The sequence below is a fragment of the Robbsia sp. KACC 23696 genome (assembly GCF_039852015.1).
Classification (GTDB): Bacteria; Pseudomonadota; Gammaproteobacteria; order Burkholderiales; family Burkholderiaceae; genus Robbsia.
In genome coordinates, this window is sequence record NZ_CP156628.1 from 1,058,835 (window position 1) to 1,083,693 (window position 24,859).

A 24,859-nucleotide genomic window follows, 5' to 3' on the forward strand; every position below is an offset into this window, starting at 1 on the left:
GAGTTGCGCCGCCGCACGGATCGGAACGCGTCGTCGCGACGCTACTGCCACCACACGAGCCGCTTATCGATTGCGGCGATCGCGCCATACAGGATCATGCTGGCCAGCGACGCGCTCACGACCGCCACCCAGACGCCTAAATAGTCGACCTGTTGCGTCGATTCGAAAATGATCCGTCCGATGCCTTGATAGGCGCCGAGCATTTCGCTAACGATCGCGATCACCATACTGCGCGGCAGGGCGACCCGCAGACCCGTCACGATCGACGGCAGCGCCGCCGGCAATTGCAGCCGTCGCAAGATCGACAGACGCGACGCGCCGAAGCTGCGCATCAAGCCGATTGCCGCGGGCTCGGCCCGTTTCAAACCATGCAAGGCGTTGACGAGGACCACGAAGCCCGTCGACAACGCAACCAGCGCGACCTTCGACGCGGAACCCATGCCGAACCAGATCAACGTCAATGGCACATAGCCGACGATCGGCACCGAATTCACGGCCACCAGCACCGGCATCACGATCCGTTCCAGCGCTTTCGACGAATGCAGCACCACGCCAAGCAATACGCCGATCAGGCCGCCCAAGACAAACCCGCCGAGCGACTCGCCCACCGTTGCAAACAAGGCGGTCCGCAGCAGCGATCCATCCTGTCCCATCCGTTCCGCAACCGCGGTCAAGTGCGGCAACACGAAAGGGGGAATCTTGAACAGTCGAATCGCGCCCTCCCACAGTACGACGATGATCAGGAGCGTTAGCAGGACCGGCCACACGGCATCCAAGCGCCGCAGTGCGCTGCGGAGCGTCGAGCCGGCTTCCGCGCGCGGCGTGATTGCCGACGCATCGGGCGTCAGGGCCCGTGTCTCGTTGGAGGAATTGCTCATATCGACGAATGCCACCAGACCACCCTCCGTTCAACGGCCGAAATCAAGCCATATAAGCCGCTTCCCATGACGCCGCAGGCAACGATCGTCGTCCACAGACGTACCATGTCCTCGGTGTACATCGACTGCAATAACATCACGCCCAAACCGACCGTCTCGCCAAACCATTCGCCGACGATCGAGCCGATCAGGCTGAGGGCAATCGCCACGCGCAGGCCGACCATGATTTGCGGCAGGGCGCTAGGCAACGCCAATTTCATAAAGAGCGTCAATCGGCTTGCACCGAAGGAGCGCATCAGATCGATCTGCGACGGATCCACCGCGCGCAGTCCGCGCAGCGTATTTACCGTCACCGGGAAGAAGGATAGGAACAGCGCCATGACCACCTTTGCAAGCAAGGTGTTGCCGAACCAGATCACGACCAGGGCACCAAAGGCCACCACTGGCATCGTTTGCGAGACGACGAAGATCGGAAACACCGACCGTTCCAATGTGCGCACATAGGCGAACGTCACGCCGAACAGCGCACCCAGAATCGTGCCGCCGACAAAACCCAGAACGGTTTCGAGCAACGTTCGACCGAAACTGGCCAACAAGGCATCGTGAATCGACCATGCATCCACGGCCACCGCGGAGAGCGCCGGGAGATAGCGCGGGGACACATGGAATAGCAGCGTACCAAACTGCCAGGCGAACGCCAGCGCGATCACCGTGAGGCAGGTGGTTGCCGCTTGCGAACGCAGCCAGGCCGGCGCCTTCGGATAAGACATGGCGGACGATGCCATTGGGGATACCTCTCTCAAGCGCGATTGGCGGCAAACGACTTCATGCTTTCTTCCTCGATCACGTCGAGCAAGCGTTTCTTGATTGCGATGAAGGTCGGATCGGTGACCAGTGACGGATCGCGTGGTCGCGGCAGATCGATTACTTCCTCGCACTTGATCGTGCCGGGGCGCGACGTCATCACCACGACCCGATCACCGAGAAAAATCGCTTCATCGATATCGTGCGTGATGAACAGCACGGTGCGTCGACGCTTCGCCCAAATATTGAGAAGCCAGTGCTGCATCTTCGTACGCGTCAACGCATCGAGTGCACCGAAAGGCTCGTCCAGCAGCATCAGATCGCGTTCGAAGAGGAAGGTCCGCATCAACGCGACGCGTTGGCGCATACCGCCCGACAGCTGTTGCGGATAATGTTTCTCGAAACCGCTCAAGCCGAACTCGGGGAACATTGCTTCGGCGCGCCGGCGCGCTTCGCTGCGAGACATGCCCTCCACTTCGAGGGCCAGAATCGCGTTGTCCAGCACCGTTCGCCAGGGGAATAGCAGATCGCGTTGCGGCATGAACGCGACCTTACCCAACAACTTGCCATCGGGCTGGGGCACATTGTCGAACAGCACCGCCCCGTCGTCGTCGGGCGGCAGCAGGCCGGCGATCATATTGAACAGGGTCGACTTGCCGCAGCCGGAAGGCCCGACGAGCGTCACGAACTCGCCGCGGCGAATCCGTAAGTCGACATTGCGCACGGCCACCGTTTCCTGGGCGCCGTTGCCGAATCGCTTCCAGACGTTGACCAGCTCGAGTTGCGGCACCGATTGTCCGGGCACGGCGGCGGACGTCGACGCACCGGCGGCGCTTGCGGTATAGGCGGATGTATGGGCCGAAAGGCCAGCGGGCGTGTCAGACCGATAAGGCGCGGCCGTATCGAGAGCGAGATCGTTCAAGCAAATGCCCCTATGGGTTTTGGACGAAAGCGAATCACAGCGATTTGTCTGCGGCCGGGACCTGCTGCCAGAGCGTCGGGTCGAATGCCTTGTTCAAATCGACAGGTGCTTTCAGGGCCTTGTAGGTCAGCAGCCGCTGCTGGATCGTATCGACCACGCTCATATCGACCTCACCGATGCCGCTCTTGCCATCCTTGCCGCCCAACGCGAGCGTCGCGTACTGGTCGAGCATCGCTTCCTGGTGCGGTCGCTTGAGGCCGGGCGACTGCGCCATGACGATATCGATCGCTTCCTTACGATGCGCGAAGGCGTAAGCCCATCCCTTCAACGTGGCATCGAGAAACGCCTGCGACTCCTTGCGATGCTCCTTCAGGTAGGTCTCCGAGACGACGATCGAATCCGCCACCGCCGTTACACCGTAATCGGACGGCTTGAACACGGTGAGATCGTTGATACCGTCTTCTTGCAGCGTCACGAATTCGTTATATCGCGTGGCTGTGGCGACATCGAAATCACCGTTGATAAACGGCGACATCGACGCTGCCTGCGGCACCATCGTCAGATCCGAAGCCGTCAACTTCTGCGTGGCGAGCATGGCATAGAGCGTGTATTGCGCGCCGGTAAACCAGGTGGAAACCTTCTTGCCCTTGAAGTCCGCCAGGGTCTTGATCCCCGACTTCGCGCGCACCACGAAAACGTGGGGGCTTTGCTGGAGCATCATGCCGATCACGACCAAGGGCAGCCCTTTTTCGCGGGCGAACATCTGTGCATCGGCGCCGCCGCCTACACCGAAGGTATCGGCGTTCGATCCCACCAATGTTTCCACATTGATATTGGGACCGCCGGGATTGATCGTGACGTCGAGGCCTGCGTCCTTATAGAAGCCCTTGGCCTTTGCAACGTAGTAGCCCGCGAACTGCGCCTGCGGTAGCCAGCGCAAACGCACCGACACTTTATCTTCCGCATGGACTACCGCGGACTGCGCCGCGCATACCAAAAAGGCCCCTGCAACCAGCATACCGCGGACAATCGACGACCTGATCATTGCTTTTCCCCGTTTTAGATATACTAAAACTGCTTAAAGCAATATACGGGCCATGCGAAATTCGATTTTTGACTTTTTTGGCGCCTCGTTCTGGTGCGACTGCGCCTCGGCCGCGCGCACCACGGCGGCGATCGGCGCCGTGTTTTGGTGCGCAGCGTCGGGGCTGCATTACAATTCGCGCTGATGCGCGTCTGGCGCCTTGCCAGACTGCGATGGCGCGGCCATGAAATGGGCCGCGCGGCGGACGTGCGATTGGCGCGCGTCTTACCTACCCGTCGAGCGAATGCCCATGGACTCTCTCCCGAACGAAACGAAGCCTGCCAGTACGGCTGGCGCCACACGCCATGACGTTTTGCCGAACGATCAAGACAGCGTGTCCTTGACGCTGGACGCGGTTCAGGCACTCGCCGAGCGAGTCTTGACCACCAACGGCATGAGCACCTCGCAGGCGGCCGCCATGGCCCGCACGCTGGTGGCGGGTCAACGTGATGACTGCCAGTCTCACGGTCTCTATCGCCTGTTCGCCGTCGCCCATACACTGCGTCACGGCGCCGTACGTGGCGACGCGCTGCCCTCGGTGGAGGACGCGACTGCGGCGCTCGTGCGCGTGGATGCCGGCTTCGGCTTCTCGCCGCTGGCCTTTGAGCAGGGACTGCCCCTGTTGATCGAGAAAGCGCGCCGCACGGGTATCGCGGCGATGGCGATCCACAATTGCTACCATGTGTCGGCGCTATGGCCGGAAGTCGAAGCGCTCGCCGCTGCCGGTCTCGCCGGATTGTCGATGACGCCGGCACACGATTGGGTAGCGCCGGCTGGCGGGACACGCCCGGTCTTCGGCACGAACCCCATCGCCTTTGCCTGGCCGCGACCCGGACCGTTTCCGTATGTGTTCGATTTCGCCACGTCGGCGATCGCGCGGGGTGACATCGAACTGCACCGTCAGGCGGGCAAGAAAATCCCGCTCGACTGGGCGATCGATGCACAGGGTCGCCCGACCGACGATCCCGCTGCGGCCCTGGAGGGTGCGATGCAGACCTTCGGCGGCCATAAAGGCTCGGCCTTGGCGACGATGATCGAATTATTGGCTGGGCCGTTGATGGGCGAGTTGACGTCGATCGAATCGGCGAAACGCGACGGCGGCGTCGGCGCCGTGCCCTGTCATGGCGAGTTAATCCTGGCGTTCGACCCCACGGTATTCAGTGGGGCGTCGCGCGAGGCCGGCGATGCGTATGCCGAAACGATGTTCGCGCGCATCACGGATCAGGGGGCGAGATTACCGTCGCAACGACGATTCGCAGCCCGTGAGCGCGCCATCGCCGAGGGCGTCGTGCATATGTCACGGGCGCGATACGAGGCGGTTCTGGGACTGCTGCCGCCGGGCACCTCGTCCGCTCCGGAAGATGCTAGCGCCACCTGACTGCAACCGGGTCCGGCAGCCAGGAAAACACCGCTTGCTGGATCGGCCAGGGTAGTCCCTCGAGCAACACATCGCTCGCGTCGTCGTCGACCTCGATACACCACCGATCGCCGTCGGCGAGCAAGCGTCCAGGGCGCCGCAAGTAGAGCGCGCGAATGTCGCCGACACCGCAATGGTGCAAGCCGGGCAGCCGGTTCGGTAACGCCGCAAGCCATGCATCGATTTTCGCCCTACGCCACGGTGCCAAGTTCGGCGCGTCAACGACTGTATCGAGCGGCAAGCCACAGAGGACCTTGTTCAACGGCATTCGCCATTCCTGCCACTGCGGATCACCCCACACCAGATAGTCCAACGCCATGGCCGCGCTTTGTCGCCGTTGCGCGGCGGTCTCCGTCATGCGCTGCCCCGCGACCTCGGGCCCTGCTGCGACCTCGGGCCCTGCAGGGGTCTCAGGCCCTGTCGCGACTTCCAGGGACGCCGCGACATCACGCGCTCCCGCGTTCTCGAGTTCGGCTCGGCACTTGCCTGACGTTGGACTTTGCTGATCCGGCGCCCCCTCCTCGACAGCATGCGCAAGGGGTAGCGCGTCGATCGTTGCCAGCAATGCGGGGATAAGCGGCCACAAGCACACGAGGCCCGCATTAGTCAGTCCGATCGACTCACCGGTTCGTCGATGCGGGTCCGCACGACCGCCCTCTCGATCGCGTGGCGTACGCGATCGGGAGGACAGACTCGGTGCCGCATCCAGCAAACGGTCCACCCGCTCGGCTCCGTCCGTACCAAGAAGGCGCCTCAGTCGCATGTGCTGAGATGGGTCGTCTCGCACCGAACGAAGCAAATCGACGATGGGCGACGTCGGCTGAAGCAGCTGCGCTTCGAACCAGTCGATGGGGGGATTGCCGCCCCAGGGTGGCGCCCCCCGCCGCGTCGCGCCGTTTAATTCGGCCGATACCCACGCGAGTGCCGCACCGCCTCGGCAGGCCGCACCAACGCGGCGGGCAAGCGACACGCCGACCAAGCGCCGCAGCCGTCCGTTGGCGGTTTCGGCCAAGACTAGCCCCGACAAAGCATCGGATAGCGCACGCCCGCGTTGCGCAAGTTGGGCCACGAGCCAATCGGATGGGGATCGATCGCGCCAGGGCGGAAGACCTGGAAAATAGCCACGCACGAGGAAATGCGCGAATTCGGTCAAATCACTGCCCGACGACTGCGGTAGGTCTTGCCCAGTAAGCGGTCCCTCCTCCGGTGTCGGGATCCGTGCACCGGCAAGATCGTTGCCGCGGGGGCCGAGACGATTGTCGATGACGCGAACGACGAAGGCTTGTGTACGCAAAGCCGACAGAGCACGCCCCGAAAGCTCGGTCTTCCAAGCAATTCGGCGTAGCACGCCGAGGTCCATCGCGATATGAATGCCCACGCCGTCGCGGTGATCGCGCGCCAAACGTCGAAATGTCTCTTCCACCTCGTGCTGCAGATGCCCTTGCAGAATCGCACCGCAGCTGGCGAAGACCTCGCGCTCCAACCCGGCACCGATGTGCAAGACCATTTTTACTTTGATCATCGTCGATGCCCCCTTTACCGGCCGTCACGCGCGCCCGCACTCATGTCCGGCTCAAGTGGTTGCCACATGGAATATCCATCGCTTCCACGCGTTCGCGGCCTCGTTGACACCTTTGTCCTTGACGCCGCGAATATGGAGCATCCCGATTCCTCTGAGCGGCGCGACGAATCTCGCCAGCCCTAGGGTTTCGAGGACCGCAACGGAAAGCGTGCCCGATTGCCCGCGCGTGCCTTCGTCGCCTGCCCACCATGCTGCAAACCGCTGGACGAACGTCTCGAATCGCGACTTCTTCAACCAATAGACTTCGAAGCGAAGATGCGCTGGCACCAGGCGTCTCAACAGGCGGTCGATTTTGCGCATCCACGACGCCAGCGTCGGCCCCTCCCGCGTTTCCGGCAAGGGGAATACAAACGCCACCCTGCCTGCGGAAGCCGCCCGCTCTTCATAGACACCCGGAACACTCATGGACAAGGCCAGCCCGTTGCCGTTCCATACCGCACCCGACCCAGGGCGAAAACCGACCGTCGCCACGCCTCGCGCATCGATGTCACGGATCACGCCGGCAACGTGCGAGTTCGCACCATTATTACTTTCGAAAGGCGGATGCACGTGAATCGGCCGGTCCTGTTTCGCCCATGGAAAGACCGCGTTCAGTGCAACCTTGCCCGTCCATCCGGCCGTGCCCTCCTTGCTGATCGACTCGATATCGAATAAAGCGGAATCGACGATATGCGACCTCAGCTGGACAGTCGGCGAGGGGAACGCGGCGCGCCACGAGTCGCCTGCTCCAGAAAGCGCGAGCGTCAGTTCGGCCCGGCCGGCCGTGACGGTCACCTTCTCGACAACGGCCGGCAAAAGAGCCGACTTGTCCGCGGCCATGACCGAGACGATGGCCCCCGGTTCCCAATCGCGCGCATCGCCGGCGGCATAATGCACGGTCAGGATGCCGTCGGCCGTTGGCGTCCCCGCCGGGAATTGCATGTCGGTGTTTTGCCCCGCCGGCGCCGTTCGCGGAATCATCTGCGAAATATCGAGCATGTAAAACGGCGCCGCGGACTGCGTTTCGCCCTCATGCAATGCCGAACGATATAAACCGAGGGCAAATGCAATCTCTTTTTGCAGGGCGGGAAACGGTCCGATCGCGGTCATTCTGTCGCGACCGATCGTCGCGACATCCTTGACGAAGCGTTCGCTCTGCTCGACCGCGGCCGCCCGATACAGGCCAAACGTGCTGCGCGTTGCGACGTTCGGCATAACGCCGAAATAACGCAGAAGATGCGCTTGCACGGCGCCGCGATCATAGACACGGGGATCCAGATCGACAGCGTCCGGCTGGAAGTCCGGCTCACCGAATAGGGCGAGCGCATCCCGCTTCGACTCAAGACCTTCGAGCCAGGGCTCTTTTCGCGTGGCGATTCCCGCGTGAAATTTCAAGCTATCCAACCGCGTACACATCTGGTCGAGATAGGTATCGAATGCCGACAGAAATTGCCAGGTGGTATCGACGACGCGTTCCGCATCGCTCTTATCGAGCAAGCCGAACGAGGGCGGCAAGCGTTCCCACGCCCACTTGCGCGTCACAACATTGCGATAGTTACCCGTCGGCATCTTCCATTGTTCGACGGTATCCGGCTTGGGGAGGCGCAACGCCAAGATCGCGCGCACGATCTCATCGCGGTCGATGTCTGGCGTCAGCGGATCGGCGACGACGGTAATACCATGCCAGGTAAAAGATTTTCCGTTGGCGGTGAATGTACTGTCCACCGTCCCCGTGCCGCCGGCCGACGCTGCATAGAGCATGAAGGATTCGTCTTCTTCCGCTACCGGCCGAACCGGTCCGTGAAGCGCGAGCTGGGACACATCGTCTACGCCGCCGATGGTTTTGATATCTCGTAATACCGTTTTCGGATCTTTTTCAAATTCTCGGCGCCCCTTACGAAGATCCAAAGGAGGCAAGGTGTCGATATAGCCGTTACGCGGCTTCGGCCCCTGCAATACCGACGGCAGCGACGCAGTCGACGCGATGTCGACATGGCGGCTGGCGCGGGGTGAGACCCAATTGTCCAGAATGTCGTATATTTTCGCGAAGACGCCAACGACGTCCATGCGCCTATCGGCGAGTTTGACCGTCACGCGGACATCGACGTCTGCGAGACCGCAGACGCGCACTGTCGGGGTGCGTGCCCCCAGGCCACGATGCCGACCGAGGAGCGCTGCAATGCGGTCCTTTATCATATTTTTTTCGACATCACGCGCCGCGTAGGGCGGAAAACGCTCCGGCGTCACCGACACCGTCAATCGGTCCTCGTTCTCGCCGCGCGCGATCGCAACGTTTCGATATAAAAAGCAGTCGCTGTCCGCATAGCGCCCAACTTCGTCCAGGATCAACCGACGATAGTCGTTCTCGCTGACGGGCGATGTCGTCAACGCCGTCTCCGGGGATAGGCTCGCCACGTCCGCGATAGGGACCGATCGACCGCCGGGCTGCTGGATGTCGTCCAATGGATGTAGGTGCCGATACCCTACGTCCGAGACACCATACGTCAATGCTTGAAGCATGGCGATACCGGCGTCACTGTCACCGTGGTGACGCCACGTTTCGTCCGCCCGCTCGTCAAGCGTCGTTCGAACGTGCTCCCATAGCGTATCGAATTGAATCGCCGACAGCGCTTCTTCAATGTTTTCCATCACTCCCCCTTTGCCAATTCTGAAAATTCGCTCAGCTTCAGCAAGCCGTTATGAACCGCGTTCGCGCCCAAGATCACGCGGATATTCCGTATTTCAGGACGACCCGACATAAAGTTGTAAACGGCCTCTTTTAATGCCGCTTCGCTCCAGGGATCGAAACGCCATAAGGACCATGCCCATTCGGTAAATGCCCGACGAATGGCCTTTTCGCCCCGACCTTGATCCGCGCCCTCCCGCCAATCGAATCTCACGCGGCAATCGGTCCAGTTCGCGTCGAAGATCGTCTGCGTGTTGGTATGTACCGAGGTGGTTTCGCGCAGAAACGCATCGACATTCCGGCGATCTCGTTCCGATAGGGTGTACTCGCCGTGTACGTCCGGCTCCTTGCGCAAAACCCATATCGTCAGCGCACTGCCAGCGCGAGGATCGCCTTCTCTTTCACTTGCCATGAGCCGTATCCGATTTTCCGGAAACGCATACGCAAAGCCCTTTCGGAGATCGTCGCCATTCAGAAAGCGTTGCCGCGTCCGGATTCGGAAAGCCGGGGCGTCTTCATGAGACGACGCAACAGCGAGCGGTGCTGCTTCCTCGCCTTTCGGCTCGGGCTGCGATGTCGAAAAACGCATCGCATCGCGATAGAAGCGATCTTCCTTCTCGTTCAGGAGCGCCGCATACCGTTGATCGAGGGTATTCACCAGGTTCCAAAAGGACAATAAGAAAACCTCGTAAGGGCGCAGCTTTTTCGATGGATCGCTCAATTTCGCGGCCAGTGCCCTGGCGCTTTCCACGGTAAGGGCTTCCCCGGCGGCATGATCGAATGCCGCCTTGCGCCAATTACCGGCTGCGATCTTGCCGAAGGCAATGTTGCCAACGATGCGATCCCAATCGAACAGAAATTTCTCGAGGGGCGATAATGCCGATCCGGCCTCGTCCGCCGTATTGGCTTCGGCCAAGCCTGTGCCGTCGTATTCCATTCACACCTCTCTTTATTACGTATTCCTAAGGAATAATCAGTGTTCCGTATTCGCCTGCCGCACCGTCTGACCAACAATGCTACACGCCAACTTTCATCGCCATCTTCTTCACGACATCGTGTCCCGCCACCCGGTAGACAACGCCGATATGCAAAGCGTGAATGTCCTGCGCGTCCTGAACCACGGCAATATCTTCGACGACCACTCTCGGCTCGTTCCGCATGACCGCATCGGCAACAATCGCCTTGATCTCGGCCTGCAAGTCTTCGGTCAAATTCTTGAACAGAATCGAAAGCCAATCGCAGCCGAACAAGGGCCGCATGATCCGCTCTCCCGGCAAGACCTGCATCATGTGTTTCAAGTCCTGCTCGACATTCAACAAGTCCGTTTGCGACATCACCGGACCTTCGGGTTTGAATTCAACCGGGAACTGCCACCCTCGTTCGCCGCGACTCAGCTTTTCGATCTCTGCCATCCTGCCTCTCCTGATACCCTGTTCTAACGTGGAATGCCTGCGCTGCCCTGTGGGCGATATCACGAATCGTGCTGCTTCAGATCGATCGCCTTGCCGACGATCGCGACATGGCTGGCGCCCTTTACCGTCACCTTGTCCGACGCGTCGATCGTGACGGTCGCGCCGCTGGCGTCGACACCGTCTTTGCCAATATGCAGCCGACTGCGGTGATCGTCGGTTTCGCTATCGCGTCCGGCCGTGCCCACGTGCAATACGCTGTCCCGTGACTCGATACGGACATGCGCATCGGCAAAATTGACTCCCAAGAACCGCTTCGTCTCGTCGTCCACCTCGATCCAGCCGCGCCAGGCTTGCCGATCGGTCTTCGCGTCGTCCGGCATCGGCGCCATGTTGACGGGATTGTGCGTGGCGCCCAGAACCACCGGGTATCGAGGATCGTCATCGATAAACGCGACCAATACTTCGTCTTTCGGCTTAGGGTATAGATGGAATCCGCTTCCGGCACTCGCAAACGGCTTGGCAAAGCGCGCCCAAATCGTCTGCTCTCCCAGCTCGGGCAGCCTGATCCGAATGCGATCGGCTTGCGTTTCGTCTTCTTCGTAGTCGGCGACCACCGCGACAGTGAGCGCCGACGCACGCGGCAACGCTGCCGCGTCGATTGCCAAGGGATCGTCGAGACCGGTTGTCACCGTGGTTGTAAAATGCGGCGGATCCCACCGATGACGGATGCCGCACATCAAGGCAAGACCGCTTGCACGCGTGCCCAAGCCACCCAGTTCGACGATATCGCCTAAACGATAACGCAGCGTCTGCACATCAGCTCTGAGCGTCAGCCGCGTAGTCACCGCGGCCGCGTGCTGCATCAAAAAGCGACCGTCGAGCTTAGGCTGCATTTCACCGTCCACCAGCGAGACGGCGTCGTAAAATTGCCATGTCTCGTTCGTGAGCGAGCGGATGCGACGTGGATCGAGGCCGCCACTGCCGATCTGCGCCGGGTTGGCAAGCACCGTCGGGGAGACATTTTGCTGAGCGATGTCCCAGTGTCGCCCTTCCATCTGGGCCGATATCGTGCTGTTATCGCACTGCCATTCAACCTGTTCGAGAACGGGGAGGTCGGGTACATCCGCCGTGGGATGGATCTTGTGAACCCTAGCCCCTGACAGGGACGGCAATACGCAGTCCACCTTGTCCATATGTGGCAAGAGCCATATGCCGGAAGCGCGCAGCCGCCGACGTAGCCAGTACCAGTGACTACACCGCCATTGAATCAATTGCTCATGATCCGGGCCCTTGATATCGTTCTTGCCGAGCGTCACGTATTTTTCAAGCAACTCGGTCAAAACCGATTTGTCGCTTCTTTTCTGATAGATGTCGCTGACTAACGGTCCGTCCAGCTTCCGCAAGGCGTGTTCGGCGCGGACCATCAGAACCGGGTTCGACTGATCCTTATCCCAGACGATACGTTGTGACGTGACGATCCCTGCGAAAAGCGTCTGTGTACGCTCCGCCGTGGGCATCGGCATGCTCAGCGCGATTTTGGTTCCGGGAACAAACGACGCCACGTCGCGGTCGAACATATCCCATTTCATCGGTGACGTATCTTTGCGCTTGAGGGTCATGCGCAAACTGGGAATGCCGTTGACCTGCTGCACAACCTCGAAATCCGTAACGCGCATGTACTGCAACGCCTTGGTATCGAGTTCGATCGCGGGAATGACACCTAAGAATGGCGAGTACTTTGGCGCACCCATCACGATGCTCCCGGTTCGGTCGGCCACACGAGCGTTTTGCCCGGATTGATGTCATCCAAATGATCCAGGTTGTTTTTCCGCGCCAACGCCAGGTAGTCGACAGCCGGCTTCTCCGCCATCGCGCCATCCACCGCGGCAAACTGCGCGGCGGCCACCAAGGCCAACGACGTCCCCTCGGGTACGATCACGCGCGGCGAAGGCCGCTTGTTGAGGCCCAGTTTTGCACGATGCATCTTAGGATCGCTGTCTTCCAGCACGCCCAGCGTCACATACGCGCGCATCGGCGACCCATTGCGTCCGAAGAGGTTATAGCGCACGGACATCCGCTGCATACGCCCGGCAAAGTAACCGTTTCCATGCCAACTGAAACTCCCCCAGCGGATTTTCAAATACCGGGTTTGGCGGCTCGTACCGTCGACGACGCCACACAATGTCCGAAGGCGTGACAGTTGTTGATCAACCGGTTCACTATGAGTCGGCAAGTTGCTGTCGAATATCAGTTGCACCTCGAGTGTACCGGGCGCGACCGCGACGAAATCGTTCGAGATCGCCTCGTAATTCAAGCCGTCCTGTTGCTCGTATCGCGCGCCGTACTCGAGCGTCAACTCCTCGGGGTTATACATCGCCTCCACACTCCCCACTTCCTGGGTCAGTGCGATGTCCTTGTAGGCGGTAATTGTCAGCTTGCTGAGTTTCCCGCGAATCTTATCGCTAAAGTTCACCATTACCTCCATTTCCCAGTCGACGACTCGCCGAGCCGCTGTAACACTTCATGGACGATTTCGTCGATCATCTGCGCCTTCTCTCGCTGGGCATGCCGATTGTCGATACGGCTCGGCGAGTGCGCTATTTCGCCGATTGGCCGTCCGTCGATGCGGGCTTCGATGACCAGTTCGTGAATTTCATTCATGCCTTGATCCCCAGAAAGTGCATCTCTCGATAAGCCAGCTCCAAGGAGTTCACAAGCACCGAGGAGCTGCTTGCATCGAGGTCGCCGGTGCGCCAGCCCACCGGAATCGCATTAATGAAGGTCCACGTGCTGATCGGCAGACTCTGATGATTCAATAGCGATACGACCACGTCGCAGGGATGCGTTTGGAAGCGGCTCATCGCATCGGCAAACGCCATCGTCAGCGGCGACAAGGTCATCACCCCGCGCTCCAGTACCAAATTGCCGTGCGTGACGCGCTCGGGCAGAAAGACCGTGGCGACGTTGTCGCCTCCTTGACGAAAGCTACTGGTCTGAACCTGACGTTGTAGTCCGGAAACCCGTTGGAAGCGGAAATCAAGCGGACTCGGCACCAGGCGCAGCGCGGATCCGAGAACACCCGATATGCCCGTTCCCTCGGGCCTGAAGAAACAACCGACGACAAAGCGATAGCCGACTTCCGGCTCAAACAAACTTTCGCGATTCATTGCGTCGCTCCTTGCGTCGTTGCCGAAACGTCCGTGACGGCGATGTGCGATTCGCCCTGACGCATCGTCAAAGCCAGTTTCACGGCCGTCAATATCGGATGCAGCGTAAAGCTGACCGCCATGATCAACTTGCCCTGCGCAATATCCTCCGCGGTCATCGTGATGCCTTCGCCCACCTGCACGGAAAACGCCGCGTTGGCGGTGGCGCCGGCCAGGCCGCCCGCCCGCCAGATCTCGGTCAGGTAGGCGGTGACACGGGCCTCGCAGGTCCGCCATAGCAAGGCGTTGTTTACATCGAATACCATCGGGCGAAGCTGCGCCTGCAAGCCATTCTGGATGAAGGTGATAGTCCGTTTGGTCTGTATGTAGGCCGTCGGGCTCTTCGTGTCGCTGACCATGGTTCTCGCCCCCCATAGCAGGGCCCCACGACCCGGGAAGGTACGCACCGTATTGGCGCCCTTTTCCAACAGATCCGGGTGGCTCGTATGCGAAATCGGCCGGAGGACGGCCGGCAACCGCACGTTGGCGGGGGCCCCCCATACGCCGGAAGTCGCGTCGGTGCGCTGAATCGCTGCCGCGGCCGCGGCGGACGGCGCGACGGTACTTTCAAGGATCTTCCCGTCACTGACGGAACGTTCGATCAGATAAGGCCAATAGGCCGCGCCTGCGCTTTTCGCGCTTTCAGACAATTCCGCCGTGAACTTCGTGATCTCGCTGAATGCGTCGCCCGTGTTTTCCGGCAAGTCGATAAGGCAAAACAGGCGATTGGACGTCGCCGCGTCGGTCAGCAGCGTGGTCCAGTTACCCAAATACCCATATGTCTCAGGTGCCACGAGCAAGGTGGCTTCCGGCACGTCCCGCTCGACCTCGGCGAGACGGAAGGCCTTCTTCTGAAAGTTGACATGGAGATGCCTGCTTAACAGCACGTAGCAGACCTCTCCGCCATTCGAAAAAAACGACGACACGCTTTTTTGCCCGATCGCATCCCATTTGGCATTCGTTCCATCCATCCCCGCCGCGATCTCGGCGAACGATCTTCCCTTGAGGACGACATTCTTCTCGGACAATCCGTGGTTTTCGATGACGAATACCGGCATGGCGGTACGCACGGCCTCGTCGTCGGGCGGCAATATCGTGCTGTCTATGGTTACAAGTGATCGTTTCATTTCCCTATTTAATCCGTAGTCCTATTTATGTAAATGGCCTTTCTCTTGACCGACTAGAGACGGGGTCAGGAAATAGGGACGGTACCTTCGACCGCGCGCTGCGGACGTGCCATCGTGGTCATGCCGACACGCGGGGAATCCGTCGCACGCTCGCCGCCGCCCTCGGTTGCCACGTTTTCCGCAAATGTAGCAAGGACCGGAGGGCCGCGATAGCTAGACCTTCCGGCCTAGCCAGCGTGCGTGCAAGTGTGCGAAGTCGATGATGGCCGTCCTATCGCGTCGGGCGAGCCGCAACAAGATAGACCGAAGGGTATAGCGTCAGCACATACCCGGTTCGCAAAGTCGCATAACCGACGCCCCTGCTTTTCGCCTAGGATGCGGAGGTGTCGCCAGGAATACCGGTCAGGACCGATTCAAACGCGGCGACAAAAGCGCGCGACGTCAATGACAAGGGTTGATTGCCAGGATGGACTACATGAAGGGAAAGGGGAATCGACGGGGCGATTGGCCGCACGACGATACCGTCCATCAGCGCCGGATCGACGCAGAAGGCATCCACCAACGCCACGCCGAGACCGCGCCGCACCATCGACAAGGCGCTGACCGGGGACCGGACTTCGATGTGCGGCTGAGGCGCGCCGCCCTTCCAGAAAGCCGCCAGCCGGTCGTTGAACGGAGTATTCAGCGCATAGCCGATCAAGCGGCACTCGGCCAGCATCTCCGCGGTAACCGGCTCGCCGAGCGCGCTTCCGGTGCGATCGGCCGCCGCGGCGCCGGTCTTGCCGGTAAGCCGCCCTGTCGGGCGCGGCTGCGCCAATCGATGGTCCGCGGGAATCGCGCAGACGATCTGTCCGCAGCGAATCTCGCGCGCGGCGATATTCGGATGCTGCAGGGGCACGGACAGGATGGCGATGTCGGCCTGGCCGGACAGCATGTAGGGCGCCAGGATATCCATGCTCATCGGTCGAAAACGGACGCGAACGTCCGGATGCGTCTCGGCGAGGCGCAGCAACGCCGCCGGCACCAGCCACTCCCCAAGACTGGGACTGGAGACGACTCGCAAGGTGCCAGTGCCTTCGAAGGCCAAACGGAAAGCGATATCGTTGACACGCGCCACGCCTTCCTGGATTCCGGCGACGCCGTCGAACAACACGCGTGCTTCAGCATTCGGATAAAGCCGGCTTTTCACTCGGTCGAACAGCGGAAAGCCCAGGCGCTGCTCGATTGCGCCCAGCGCACGGCTGACCACAGGCTGCGTCACGTGCAACAACCGTCCGGCTTCGCTCAGCGAGCCGGTCACCATCACCGCATGAAAAATTTCGATCTGCCGCAGCGTCAGCTGGCCCGGACGCGCGCGGGCAGCGAGTGTCGTTCCGGATCGGATCGCTCCGCCACCGGCCACGCGCGCGCCGGCGGACGTCGGACCCTCGCGCGACGGATCGACGGTGTGACTGTCCGCGGCCGCTTTACGCGTCAGTGACGCGCCGAGGGTCGATCCGCCCCCTGTCTTGTCCTTACTTTTCACCTATTCGCACCAGGAAAATACACCATGTCCCGACTTTTTCGCGTCGCTGCCGCCCAAATGGGCCCTATCCATTTGCAAGACAGCCGGGAGCAGACGTTGAACCGCATGATCGCGCTGCTGGAGACATCCGCCGCGCAAGGTGCCCAGTTCGTCGTGTTTCCCGAGCTGGCATTCACGACCTTCTTCCCACGCTGGCTCCTCGAGCAGGACAAGGTCGACCGCTATTTCGAACCTGCCATGCCCAATCCACAAGTCGCCGCTCTATTCGAGCGCGCAAAGGCGCTGCGGATCGGCTTTTACGTCGGCTATGCCGAACTGACGCCGGACGGCCATCACTATAACAGTGCCATCACGGTCGGCCCGGACGGTGAAATTCTGGGCCACTACCGCAAGGTGCACTTGCCGGGCTCGGTCGAACCGCGCATCGGGGAACCGGTGCAGCAATTGGAAAAGCGCTATTTCGAGTACGGCAACCTCGGCTTCCAGGCCTTCTATGGTGCCGAGGAATGGAAGGCACCGATCATGGGCATGCTGATCTGCAACGATCGACGATGGCCGGAAGCGTGGCGCGAATACGGCTTGCAAGGCGTTGAATTGATGGTGATGGGCTATAACTCGGCGGCATACGATCCGAACGGCGGCACGGCCGAAGACGAGGCGTTGCGGACCTTCCACTCGATGGTTTCGACGCAGGCCAATGCGTATATGAACGCTACCTGGGCGATCAGCGTCGCCAAGGCCGGCGTCGAAGACGGCTTCGGGCTGATTGGCGCGTCCTGCATTGTCGACCCGAACGGCATAGTGGTTGCCCAGGCTAAAAGCCATGAAGACGAGGTTCTGGTCGCCGAAATCGATCTCGATGCCTGCCAACAGGGAAAGACCAAGATGTTCAATTTCGAGATGCACCGCCAGCCGCGACACTACCGTCGCATCGTCGACCAAGTGGGTGTCCAACTGCCACCGAAGGCATAGCGCGGACGCATACCCAGGGCATAAAAAAGCATAACAAGAGGTTAATTTGGCGCGGATATCATGGCGCCATGTCCTGATTACTTCGGTACGGCGCAAGACGGCCCGGTGACTTCAGTCACGCGCCGAAGCAAAACGGGACAAGTAAGCCGGTCGACCACGTCGCACTTCGCGTCAACGCGAAACAGCATATTTTTCCTATAAAAAGGGGTTAGTTCGATGACGTTTTTCCGTATGAATCGCGTGAGCGCGGGCCTGGCCGTCCTCTTTTCGTTGACGGCGCTGGGCGCACACGCGGAAGGCACGTTGAAGACCGGCGTGGATGCCAACTATGCACCGCACGCCATGCGCACGCTGGGCGGTGGCATTCAAGGCTTTAATATCGACTTGGGTAATGCCCTCGCCGCCCAACTGCACGAAAAAATCGAAGTCGACGGCACGGAATTCTCGGCCTTGATTCCCGGCCTGCTGTCCAAAAAATACGACTTCATCCTGGCACCGGTCACGGTGACGCCGGAGAAGGCCAAATCGCTGTTGTTCAGCGAAGGCTATCTGAACTCCGACTACACCTTCGTGCAGAAAAAAGACGCGAAGCCGATCACGAAGCTGGAAGACCTCAAAGGCATGAAGATCGCCGTGAACAAGGGCTCTTCCTACGACGTGTGGGCGAGCCAGAACGCCGAAAAGTACGGCTTCACGTACGACGTCTACGGCAGCAATGCCGACGCGATCCAGGCGCTGCTGGCCGGGCGCGCCGATGCGAACATGGCAGGGAATACGGTGGAGGCATGGGCCGCCAAGCAAAATCCGCAGATCAAGACGACCTATACCATCACGACAGGTCTGATGTGGTCGCTCGCCTTCCGTCCGGACGACAAAGCCGGCCGCGACCGTATCTCGATGGCGTTGAAGTGCTTGAAGCAGAACGGCACCGTCGTCAAGCTGGCGCAGAAGTGGTTCGGCTTCACGCCGGATGCAAACTCCCCGTCCGTCAAGATCGTGCCGGGACAAGGCGTGCCTGACCTGCCGGGCTATGACGCGACGCCGGTGAAGGTCGTCTGCAACTGATTGGTTGAATTGAGATTCGCAATATGAAAAACACCCCCATCCTCGAACTGGTCAACCTGCAGAAGTCGTACGGCGATCACGCGGTGCTGAAGGGGGTCAACCTCCGGGTCCGGCCCGGCGAAGTCGTCGCCGTGATCGGACCGTCGGGTTCCGGCAAAAGCAGCATGCTGCGCTGCTGCAACCGGCTCGAAGAAGCCACCGGGGGCCAGATCGTCATCGACGGGACCGATATCAATCGGCCCGGTGTCGACCTGAACAAGATGCGGCAGAAAGTGTGCATGGTATTCCAGCACTTCAATCTATATCCGCATCTGAACGTCTTGCATAACGTGACGCTGGCATTGCGTCATGTGCAGAAACTGCCGAAGGCCGAAGCCGCGAAACGCGGCATGGCCGCGCTCGAACGCGTCGGCATGGCACATAAAGCAGCAGCCAAGCCGGGCGAACTGTCCGGCGGACAGCAGCAACGCGTTGGGATCGCGCGCGCCATCGCGCTGGAGCCGGAATTGGTGCTGTTCGATGAACCGACCAGCGCCCTGGACCCGGAACTGGTGGGCAGCGTGCTGAACGTCATGCGCGAGCTGAGCAAGAGCGGCATGACGATGGTCGTCGTCACGCATGAAATGGCCTTCGCGCGTGAAGCGGCCGACCGCGTGATCTTCATGGACGGTGGCGTCATCGTTGAGGAAGGTCCGCCGGAAGAGATCTTCACGCGACCGCAGCATGATCGTACGCGTGCCTTCCTGTCGTCATTCCTGAATCAGTCGCATGACCACGGTCGTGTCGCTACGACGCCGCCGCAGACCGCGGCCGCTTCGATCGTGGCGGGCTGACATCATGGATCTCGTCGCACTGCAACACGCGTTTTTCAACGGCGCCATCGCCAAGACGGTACTGCCGGATATCGGCAAGGGCATGGTGATCACCCTCGAGCTCGGCATCGCGGTCATCGTGACCGGATTGGCGGGCGGCCTGGTGCTCGCGTTGCTCCGCTCGCTGCGGATCCGTTGGCTGGACGTGCTGATCGTCGGCTATGCCGATATTCTGCGCGCGCTGCCGCCGTTGATCGTGATCATGATGTTGTTCTACGCTTTCCCGTCGATCGGGCTGTCGTTCTCGGCCTTCCAATCGACGTGGCTCACGCTTGCGCTTGTACTCGCCGCCTTCGCCGAGGAGCTGTTTTGGGCCGGCATCGTCTCGGTACCGAAAGGTCAGGCCGAGGCCGCCCGTTCGACCGGCATGGGCTGGATCAACACGATGCGTCTGGTAATCCTGCCGCAGGCGGTCCGCCTGGTCATCGCGCCATTGACGAACCGCGCCATCTCGACGACCAAGAACACCGCGTTGGGTTCGGTCGTGGCCTTGAACGAAATCTTGAACAACGCGCAATCCGCCAGCAGCAATCTCGGCAGTGCCACGCCACTGACGATGGGCGCGCTCGGCTATCTGATCATCTTCATCCCGCTAGTGCTGTTCGGGCGTTGGCTGGAAAAACGTTTTACCTGGCGGGTCTGACCTCATGCAAGCCATACTCGACAATTTCTTCAACTGGGGCATTTACGTCCAGGTTGCGCCTTTCCTGCTGCACGGCCTGGCGATGACGATCGGTCTATCGCTGCTGGTGATTCCGTGCGGTTTTGCGGCTGGGATGGTCGTCGCGGTACTGTCACACCATTTGCGTTCGCGGATCGCGCGTCTGGTGCTGGCCGCTTATATCGATTTGTTTCGTGCGGTTCCCCCGCTCGTGCTGTTGATCTTCGTCTACTTCGGCGCGCCCTTTCTGGGATGGGATATGCCGAAACTGGTCGCGGTGGCGATCGGCTTCATGCTGAACAACTCGAGCTATTACGGCGAGGTGTTGCGCGCGGGTTTCGAGAGTATCCCGAAAGGCCAGCAGGAAGCGGCGCGCTCGACCGGTTTGAGCGCCGCGCAGACCACGCTGCTGATCGTGATGCCCCAAGCCGTGCGCAACGTCCTGCCCGAGTTGATCAGCAACACCATCGAAGTAGTGAAGCTCACCACGATCGCCAGTGTCGTCGCGCTGCCGGAACTGCTGCGCGTGGCGCGCGATGCACAATCGCTGCTGTACAACCCGTCGCCGATCATGCTGGCGGCATTGATTTACCTGGCGATGCTATGGCCGCTGGTACGCCTGCTCCGCCGCTTCGAACGCAAGCACGCGGGTTGAACCGCGATCGGGCTGGCCGGTTCAGGCATGAGCCCGAAAAAGGCACGGCCCGCGTTAGGGACGAGGTACACAGCGTTGCAAGTGACCATCGCGCGCTTTCGTATTTTGGAAAAAGCGTCGCCGGTCCGTGGCATGGCTGGTAAGATATTACATATTCATCAAGGATCGTCGATCTCGATCCGGTAGCGGGCGGGAGGGCTTCCGGAGCGTCGACGGACTGCACGCGAACTGGGGAAAGCATGAACGATTTCGATTTGACCATCCGCGGCGGACGTATCGTCACGGCGTCCGAGGACTTTGTCGGCGACGTGGGGATCAAGGACGGGCGTATCGTCGCCGTCGCCTCGCAATTGCCTGCCGGCAAGCGTGATATCCAGGCAGCCGGCAAGCTGGTCATGCCGGGCGGGATCGACAGCCACGCGCACGTCGAGCAATTGTCCAGCATGGGCATCATGTGCGCGGATACCTGGTATTCGGCGACGGTGTCGGCCGCCTACGGTGGCAACACGACGATCATTCCCTTTGCGGCGCAGCATCGCGGTCAGTCGCTGATGCAGATCGCACGCGATTACGAGAAACTCGCCGCGCCGCAGGCCGTCATCGACTATAGCTATCACCTGATCATGACGGATCCGACGCCCGAGGCGTTGAACGAGCATTTGCCGGTCTTGGTCCGCGAAGGGATCACGTCTTTCAAGGTCTTTATGACCTATGAAAAGATGAAGCTGAACGACAAGCAATTGCTGGATGTCTTCGCCGTCGCGGCACGCGAAGGCGCGTTGCCGATGGTGCACGCGGAGAACGACGACGTCATCTCCTGGATCGCGCGCAAGCTGATCGATGCCGGCTATACCGCACCGAAATACCATGCGGTCGCCCACGACGTCTTTGCAGAAGACGAAGCGACGAACCGTGCGGCCCAATTGTCGCGTGTGCTGGAAGTGCCGGTCGTGATCGTGCACGTCTCCAGCGCAGGCGGTGCACGCGTGATTCACAGCGCCAAGACGATGGGCGCATCGGTGCATGGCGAGACCTGTCCGCAGTATCTGATACTGACGGCGGACGACCTGGACCTGCCGGGAACCGAAGGCGCGAAGTTCTGCTGCAGCCCCCCGCCGCGCGACCCGGCCTCTCAGCAAGCCATGTGGGAAAGCCTGGCGTCCGGCAATATCGCGCTGTTCTCATCGGATCATGCACCGTACCGCTATGACGTGACCGGCAAGCTGCCGCACGGCGACGATACGACGTTCAAGCAGATCTCGAACGGGCTGCCCGGTTTGGAAACGCGGATGCCGATCCTGTTCTCCGAAGGCGTGAAAAAGGGCCGCCTGAGCCTGAACCAATTCGTCGCCCTGACATCGACGAATCACGCCAAGATGTATGGCCTCTACCCACGCAAGGGCACCATCGCGCCGGGTGCCGATGCCGACATCGCCATCTGGGATGCGGACAAGCAAGTGACCGTCAGCGCGGACATGCTGCATGACAACGTCGGCTATACGCCGTATGAAGGTCAGCAACTGACCGGTTGGCCGGAAACGGTCATCAGCCGTGGCGACGTCATCATCGACAAGGGCACGCTGAACGCGGAAGCCGGCCGTGGCTGGAAGATCCCGCGCGGTACGCCCGAACCGGTCGCAAATGCGAAGCCGCCGGGCGAACGTGCATCGTTCCTGCGCCATCTGTTCAAGCAAGTCGACAGCGGATCGACGCAAGCCTGATCGCACAGGGGGAGGATCGGCCTCCCCTCTCCTCGCCCGCCCTTTACAATTTCATGATGAAGGCCAGTGCGTAGTACGGTGGCGCAACCGTGAAGTTCGTGGAAGCATCGGGCGTGATCCGAAGCGACTTGATGGCGTGGGCATGCCCTTCGTCATTCCCCACGAATGAAGTGCGCGGCGCAAACATCCGAAACGCGTGCCAGAACTCCTGGCTGCTCTGGCGGTTTCCCAATATGCGCTTTTTATCGTAGATATCGAATTTCGCCACCGCGAACGACGCGTCTGGTTCCTGATCGGTCCAGATGATGGCGCGATCGATCTCCGTCTCGTGTCGGAACGTTCCCGGATTGACGGTCGCGAACGTGCCATCTTCGTACGCACCTGCCGAAATAGTGCTTTCCACGTGATGATGTGACGGCAATTGAGGTATCGTCAACGCCGTTTTCTCAGTACTCCCAACGATGGAAGCGGTGAAGCTAGCCGTCTTCACCGCGATCTGCGGCGCGTTCAACGGCATCCGTTCCTCGGAGTACTTGCGCCGCGTTCCCATATGCTCGGCTTCCTCACCGACGATGAAACGCCCCGATAGATCCGGTGCCGGCGCCTGGCTCCCATCGCACAGCGCCCATCCGGCCGGAACATCGGCTTTCTTGCCGGCAAACATCATTATCATGCCCTTGACGAAGCCGCCATTTTCAACGGCATCGATCAAGCCGGTGAAGTCGCCTTCCGTCGGCACGTTGCCAGATTTGAACGCCGTTCGGGCGTCTTCGATCTTCTTGGCCAATTCTCCCTTTTGCATCTCGATGATCCCCTGACTGTGTAGTGACGCAATACGCCTTAGACGTTGGTCCAAACGGTCTACGGCGCGCATGGCAAACTCTAGCAACCCGACCCGCGCGCTGTAAGCCTCCCGAAAGGCCAGTCCGTGGATCGTTCATCGATCTCCGCACCGTCGACGCAAACCGCCTTTCGAAATAAATCGCTTGCAATCAAATCGCACACGATCTAATATGGATTCATGGACAGCAAACACACGACCGCCGGCGGAGCAAAGACGACAGATACGACGCCGTTCAATGTTCTGGCCCTGGAAAACCAACTATGTTTCTCGCTTTATTCGACGAATCTTGCGATGAACAAGTTGTATCGGGGCTTGCTGAAGCGCCTGAATTTGACGTATTTGCAATATCTGGTGATGTTGGTCTTGTGGGAGCGTGACGAGGTAACGGTGTCCGCCATTGGCGAACGTCTGTCGCTCGATTCCGCCACGCTAACGCCGTTGCTGAAACGTCTGGAAAGCGCCGACCTCCTCACGCGCACCCGTGCGCCGAACGACGAGCGTCGAGTGCTGATCCGCTTGACGCCCGAGGGCGCAACGTTGCGGGCAGAGGCAGAGAAAATACCGGAGCATGTTCTCTGCGCCACCGGGTGCAATGTCGGCGAACTCAGCGCGCTGAAGCAGGAGCTGGAAGCGTTGCGGTCGCAGCTGGCGCGGTTCACGTCGAGTACATGATGTCGCTGTATTGTTGTAGCCTGTGTGTTTGCTAAAAAGTAGTACACGATTTAATCGTAGTCGATTTAATTGGCGTGCCGTGTGCGAGTGCCACCTTCGCGAAAAACGATGATGAATTCGCGCCGCACTAAATTTCAAGACGGACATGGATCCGTCGTCATTCACGTGAAAAGGAGTATCACCATGGCTTCTCCCGAAAAAGTCCTCTATACCGGTCACGCAACGGCAACCGGCGGCCGCGATGGGCGCGCCACGACGTCCGATAAGTCGGTCGACGTCAAGCTGACCACGCCGCGCGAGTTGGGCGGCGCCGGCGGCGAAGGGGCCAATCCGGAGCAACTGTTTGCCGCCGGTTATTCGGCCTGCTTCATCGGCGCGATGAAGTTTGTCGCAGGTCAGGAAAAGTTCGCTCTGCCCGCCGATACGTCGATCGAAGGCAGCGTCGGTATCGGTCAGATTCCGGGCGGTTTCGGCATCACCGTCGAGTTGAAGATCAGTGCGCCCGGCGTCGAACGTGCAAAGCTGCAAGACATCGTCGACAAGGCGCATCAGGTTTGCCCCTATTCGAACGCAACGCGCGGCAACATCGACGTGACGCTGACGCTGGCCTGATCTGCTGCGATCTCGATCGCATAGCAAAAAGCACCTTCGGGTGCTTTTTTTTGTCCCGCCGCACGGCTGCCGAAGTGCGCGCGATGCAAGGCGGCAGCGCTGGCAGCGTCACATTGCCGCGCCCCGGGCTAAGCGGGCTCCCGCACGCCTACCGCTGGGTGCG

General features: G+C 60.5%; 24 protein-coding genes. 9 read left to right on the forward strand and 15 right to left on the reverse strand.

Going from position 1 to position 24,859, the window contains the following annotated elements; translation table 11 throughout:
* Positions 1 to 41 precede the first annotated feature (41 nt).
* Genes ABEG21_RS25740 through ABEG21_RS25755 form a run of 4 tightly spaced genes read right to left on the reverse strand, consistent with a single transcriptional unit; the run spans position 42 to position 3,622 of the window.
* Entirely contained in the window at positions 42 to 878 is an 837-nt protein-coding gene (locus ABEG21_RS25740) for an ABC transporter permease (protein ID WP_347558432.1), read from the reverse strand.
* Positions 875 to 1,648: an ABC transporter permease gene (locus ABEG21_RS25745; RefSeq protein ID WP_347558433.1), complete on the reverse strand. Its 774-nt coding sequence runs from the start codon at positions 1,646 to 1,648 to the stop codon at positions 875 to 877. Before ABEG21_RS25745 ends, ABEG21_RS25740 begins: the two co-directional genes overlap by 4 nt.
* Positions 1,649 to 1,677: 29 nt before the next feature.
* Complete coding sequence (locus ABEG21_RS25750) at positions 1,678 to 2,604, reverse strand: ABC transporter ATP-binding protein (protein WP_347558434.1); 927 nt, start codon at positions 2,602 to 2,604, stop codon at positions 1,678 to 1,680.
* A gap of 34 nt (positions 2,605 to 2,638) precedes the next feature.
* Positions 2,639 to 3,622, reverse strand: coding sequence for an ABC transporter substrate-binding protein (locus ABEG21_RS25755; protein ID WP_347558435.1), 984 nt, complete (start codon positions 3,620 to 3,622; stop codon positions 2,639 to 2,641).
* 316 nt (positions 3,623 to 3,938) lie between these two features.
* Here ABEG21_RS25755 and ABEG21_RS25760 point away from each other — a divergent pair, with 316 nt between their 5' ends.
* Positions 3,939 to 5,066 (forward strand): Ldh family oxidoreductase, encoded by a 1,128-nt coding sequence (locus ABEG21_RS25760; RefSeq protein ID WP_347558436.1) that lies wholly within the window; start codon positions 3,939 to 3,941, stop codon positions 5,064 to 5,066.
* On the opposite strand, the gene ABEG21_RS25765 is transcribed toward ABEG21_RS25760, so the two are convergent.
* The 10 genes from ABEG21_RS25765 to ABEG21_RS25810 all read right to left on the reverse strand — a co-directional run bounded on the left by ABEG21_RS25765 (position 5,053) and on the right by ABEG21_RS25810 (position 16,622).
* Positions 5,053 to 6,627 (reverse strand): contractile injection system tape measure protein, encoded by a 1,575-nt coding sequence (locus tag ABEG21_RS25765; RefSeq protein ID WP_347558437.1) that lies wholly within the window; start codon positions 6,625 to 6,627, stop codon positions 5,053 to 5,055. The genes ABEG21_RS25760 and ABEG21_RS25765 overlap by 14 nt on opposite strands.
* Positions 6,628 to 6,678: 51 nt before the next feature.
* Positions 6,679 to 9,315: a hypothetical protein gene (locus tag ABEG21_RS25770; protein ID WP_347558438.1), complete on the reverse strand. Its 2,637-nt coding sequence runs from the start codon at positions 9,313 to 9,315 to the stop codon at positions 6,679 to 6,681.
* Positions 9,315 to 10,289, reverse strand: coding sequence for a hypothetical protein (locus ABEG21_RS25775; protein ID WP_347558439.1), 975 nt, complete (start codon positions 10,287 to 10,289; stop codon positions 9,315 to 9,317). Before ABEG21_RS25775 ends, ABEG21_RS25770 begins: the two co-directional genes overlap by 1 nt.
* 79 nt (positions 10,290 to 10,368) lie before the next feature.
* Positions 10,369 to 10,764, reverse strand: coding sequence for a GPW/gp25 family protein (locus ABEG21_RS25780; RefSeq protein ID WP_347558440.1), 396 nt, complete (start codon positions 10,762 to 10,764; stop codon positions 10,369 to 10,371).
* A gap of 59 nt (positions 10,765 to 10,823) precedes the next feature.
* Complete coding sequence (locus tag ABEG21_RS25785) at positions 10,824 to 12,515, reverse strand: phage baseplate assembly protein V (protein WP_347558441.1); 1,692 nt, start codon at positions 12,513 to 12,515, stop codon at positions 10,824 to 10,826.
* Positions 12,515 to 13,240, reverse strand: a complete 726-nt coding sequence (locus ABEG21_RS25790) for a hypothetical protein (RefSeq protein ID WP_347558442.1) — start codon at positions 13,238 to 13,240, stop codon at positions 12,515 to 12,517. Before ABEG21_RS25790 ends, ABEG21_RS25785 begins: the two co-directional genes overlap by 1 nt.
* Entirely contained in the window at positions 13,240 to 13,425 is a 186-nt protein-coding gene (locus tag ABEG21_RS25795; protein WP_347558443.1) for a DUF5908 family protein, read from the reverse strand. The genes ABEG21_RS25790 and ABEG21_RS25795 overlap by 1 nt, the downstream gene beginning before the upstream one ends.
* Positions 13,422 to 13,931, reverse strand: a complete 510-nt coding sequence (locus ABEG21_RS25800; protein ID WP_347558444.1) for a phage tail protein — start codon at positions 13,929 to 13,931, stop codon at positions 13,422 to 13,424. Before ABEG21_RS25800 ends, ABEG21_RS25795 begins: the two co-directional genes overlap by 4 nt.
* Complete coding sequence (locus ABEG21_RS25805; RefSeq protein WP_347558445.1) at positions 13,928 to 15,097, reverse strand: phage tail sheath C-terminal domain-containing protein; 1,170 nt, start codon at positions 15,095 to 15,097, stop codon at positions 13,928 to 13,930. Before ABEG21_RS25805 ends, ABEG21_RS25800 begins: the two co-directional genes overlap by 4 nt.
* A 370-nt stretch (positions 15,098 to 15,467) precedes the next feature.
* The gene (locus ABEG21_RS25810; RefSeq protein WP_347558446.1) at positions 15,468 to 16,622 is read right to left on the reverse strand and encodes a LysR substrate-binding domain-containing protein; all 1,155 of its coding nucleotides are present in this window, start codon (positions 16,620 to 16,622) and stop codon (positions 15,468 to 15,470) included.
* A 24-nt stretch (positions 16,623 to 16,646) separates the two neighbouring features.
* Between ABEG21_RS25810 and ABEG21_RS25815 the strand changes: the two genes are divergently transcribed.
* From ABEG21_RS25815 to hydA, 6 genes are all read left to right on the forward strand, one after another.
* A complete protein-coding gene (locus tag ABEG21_RS25815) occupies positions 16,647 to 17,594 on the forward strand; it encodes an N-carbamoyl-D-amino-acid hydrolase (RefSeq protein ID WP_347558447.1) in 948 nt (315 codons plus the stop codon).
* 216 nt (positions 17,595 to 17,810) lie between these two features.
* Complete coding sequence (locus ABEG21_RS25820) at positions 17,811 to 18,659, forward strand: transporter substrate-binding domain-containing protein (RefSeq protein WP_347558448.1); 849 nt, start codon at positions 17,811 to 17,813, stop codon at positions 18,657 to 18,659.
* A 23-nt stretch (positions 18,660 to 18,682) separates the two neighbouring features.
* Positions 18,683 to 19,492, forward strand: coding sequence for an amino acid ABC transporter ATP-binding protein (locus tag ABEG21_RS25825; protein WP_347558449.1), 810 nt, complete (start codon positions 18,683 to 18,685; stop codon positions 19,490 to 19,492).
* A 4-nt stretch (positions 19,493 to 19,496) separates the two neighbouring features.
* Positions 19,497 to 20,174 (forward strand): amino acid ABC transporter permease, encoded by a 678-nt coding sequence (locus ABEG21_RS25830; RefSeq protein ID WP_347558450.1) that lies wholly within the window; start codon positions 19,497 to 19,499, stop codon positions 20,172 to 20,174.
* Positions 20,175 to 20,178: 4 nt separating this feature from the next.
* Positions 20,179 to 20,847, forward strand: coding sequence for an amino acid ABC transporter permease (locus ABEG21_RS25835; RefSeq protein ID WP_347558451.1), 669 nt, complete (start codon positions 20,179 to 20,181; stop codon positions 20,845 to 20,847).
* 239 nt (positions 20,848 to 21,086) lie between these two features.
* Positions 21,087 to 22,568: a dihydropyrimidinase gene (gene hydA, locus ABEG21_RS25840; protein ID WP_347558452.1), complete on the forward strand. Its 1,482-nt coding sequence runs from the start codon at positions 21,087 to 21,089 to the stop codon at positions 22,566 to 22,568.
* Between the two features lie 43 nt (positions 22,569 to 22,611).
* Here hydA and ABEG21_RS25845 read toward each other — a convergent pair whose 3' ends face one another.
* Complete coding sequence (locus tag ABEG21_RS25845) at positions 22,612 to 23,370, reverse strand: tail fiber protein (RefSeq protein WP_347558453.1); 759 nt, start codon at positions 23,368 to 23,370, stop codon at positions 22,612 to 22,614.
* Between the two features lie 219 nt (positions 23,371 to 23,589).
* Between ABEG21_RS25845 and ABEG21_RS25850 the strand changes: the two genes are divergently transcribed.
* Together ABEG21_RS25850 and ABEG21_RS25855 are read left to right on the forward strand one after the other, a co-directional pair.
* Positions 23,590 to 24,084, forward strand: a complete 495-nt coding sequence (locus ABEG21_RS25850) for a MarR family transcriptional regulator (protein WP_347558454.1) — start codon at positions 23,590 to 23,592, stop codon at positions 24,082 to 24,084.
* Positions 24,085 to 24,267: 183 nt separating this feature from the next.
* A complete protein-coding gene (locus ABEG21_RS25855; RefSeq protein WP_347558455.1) occupies positions 24,268 to 24,696 on the forward strand; it encodes an organic hydroperoxide resistance protein in 429 nt (142 codons plus the stop codon).
* The last annotated feature ends 163 nt before the right edge of the window (positions 24,697 to 24,859 follow it).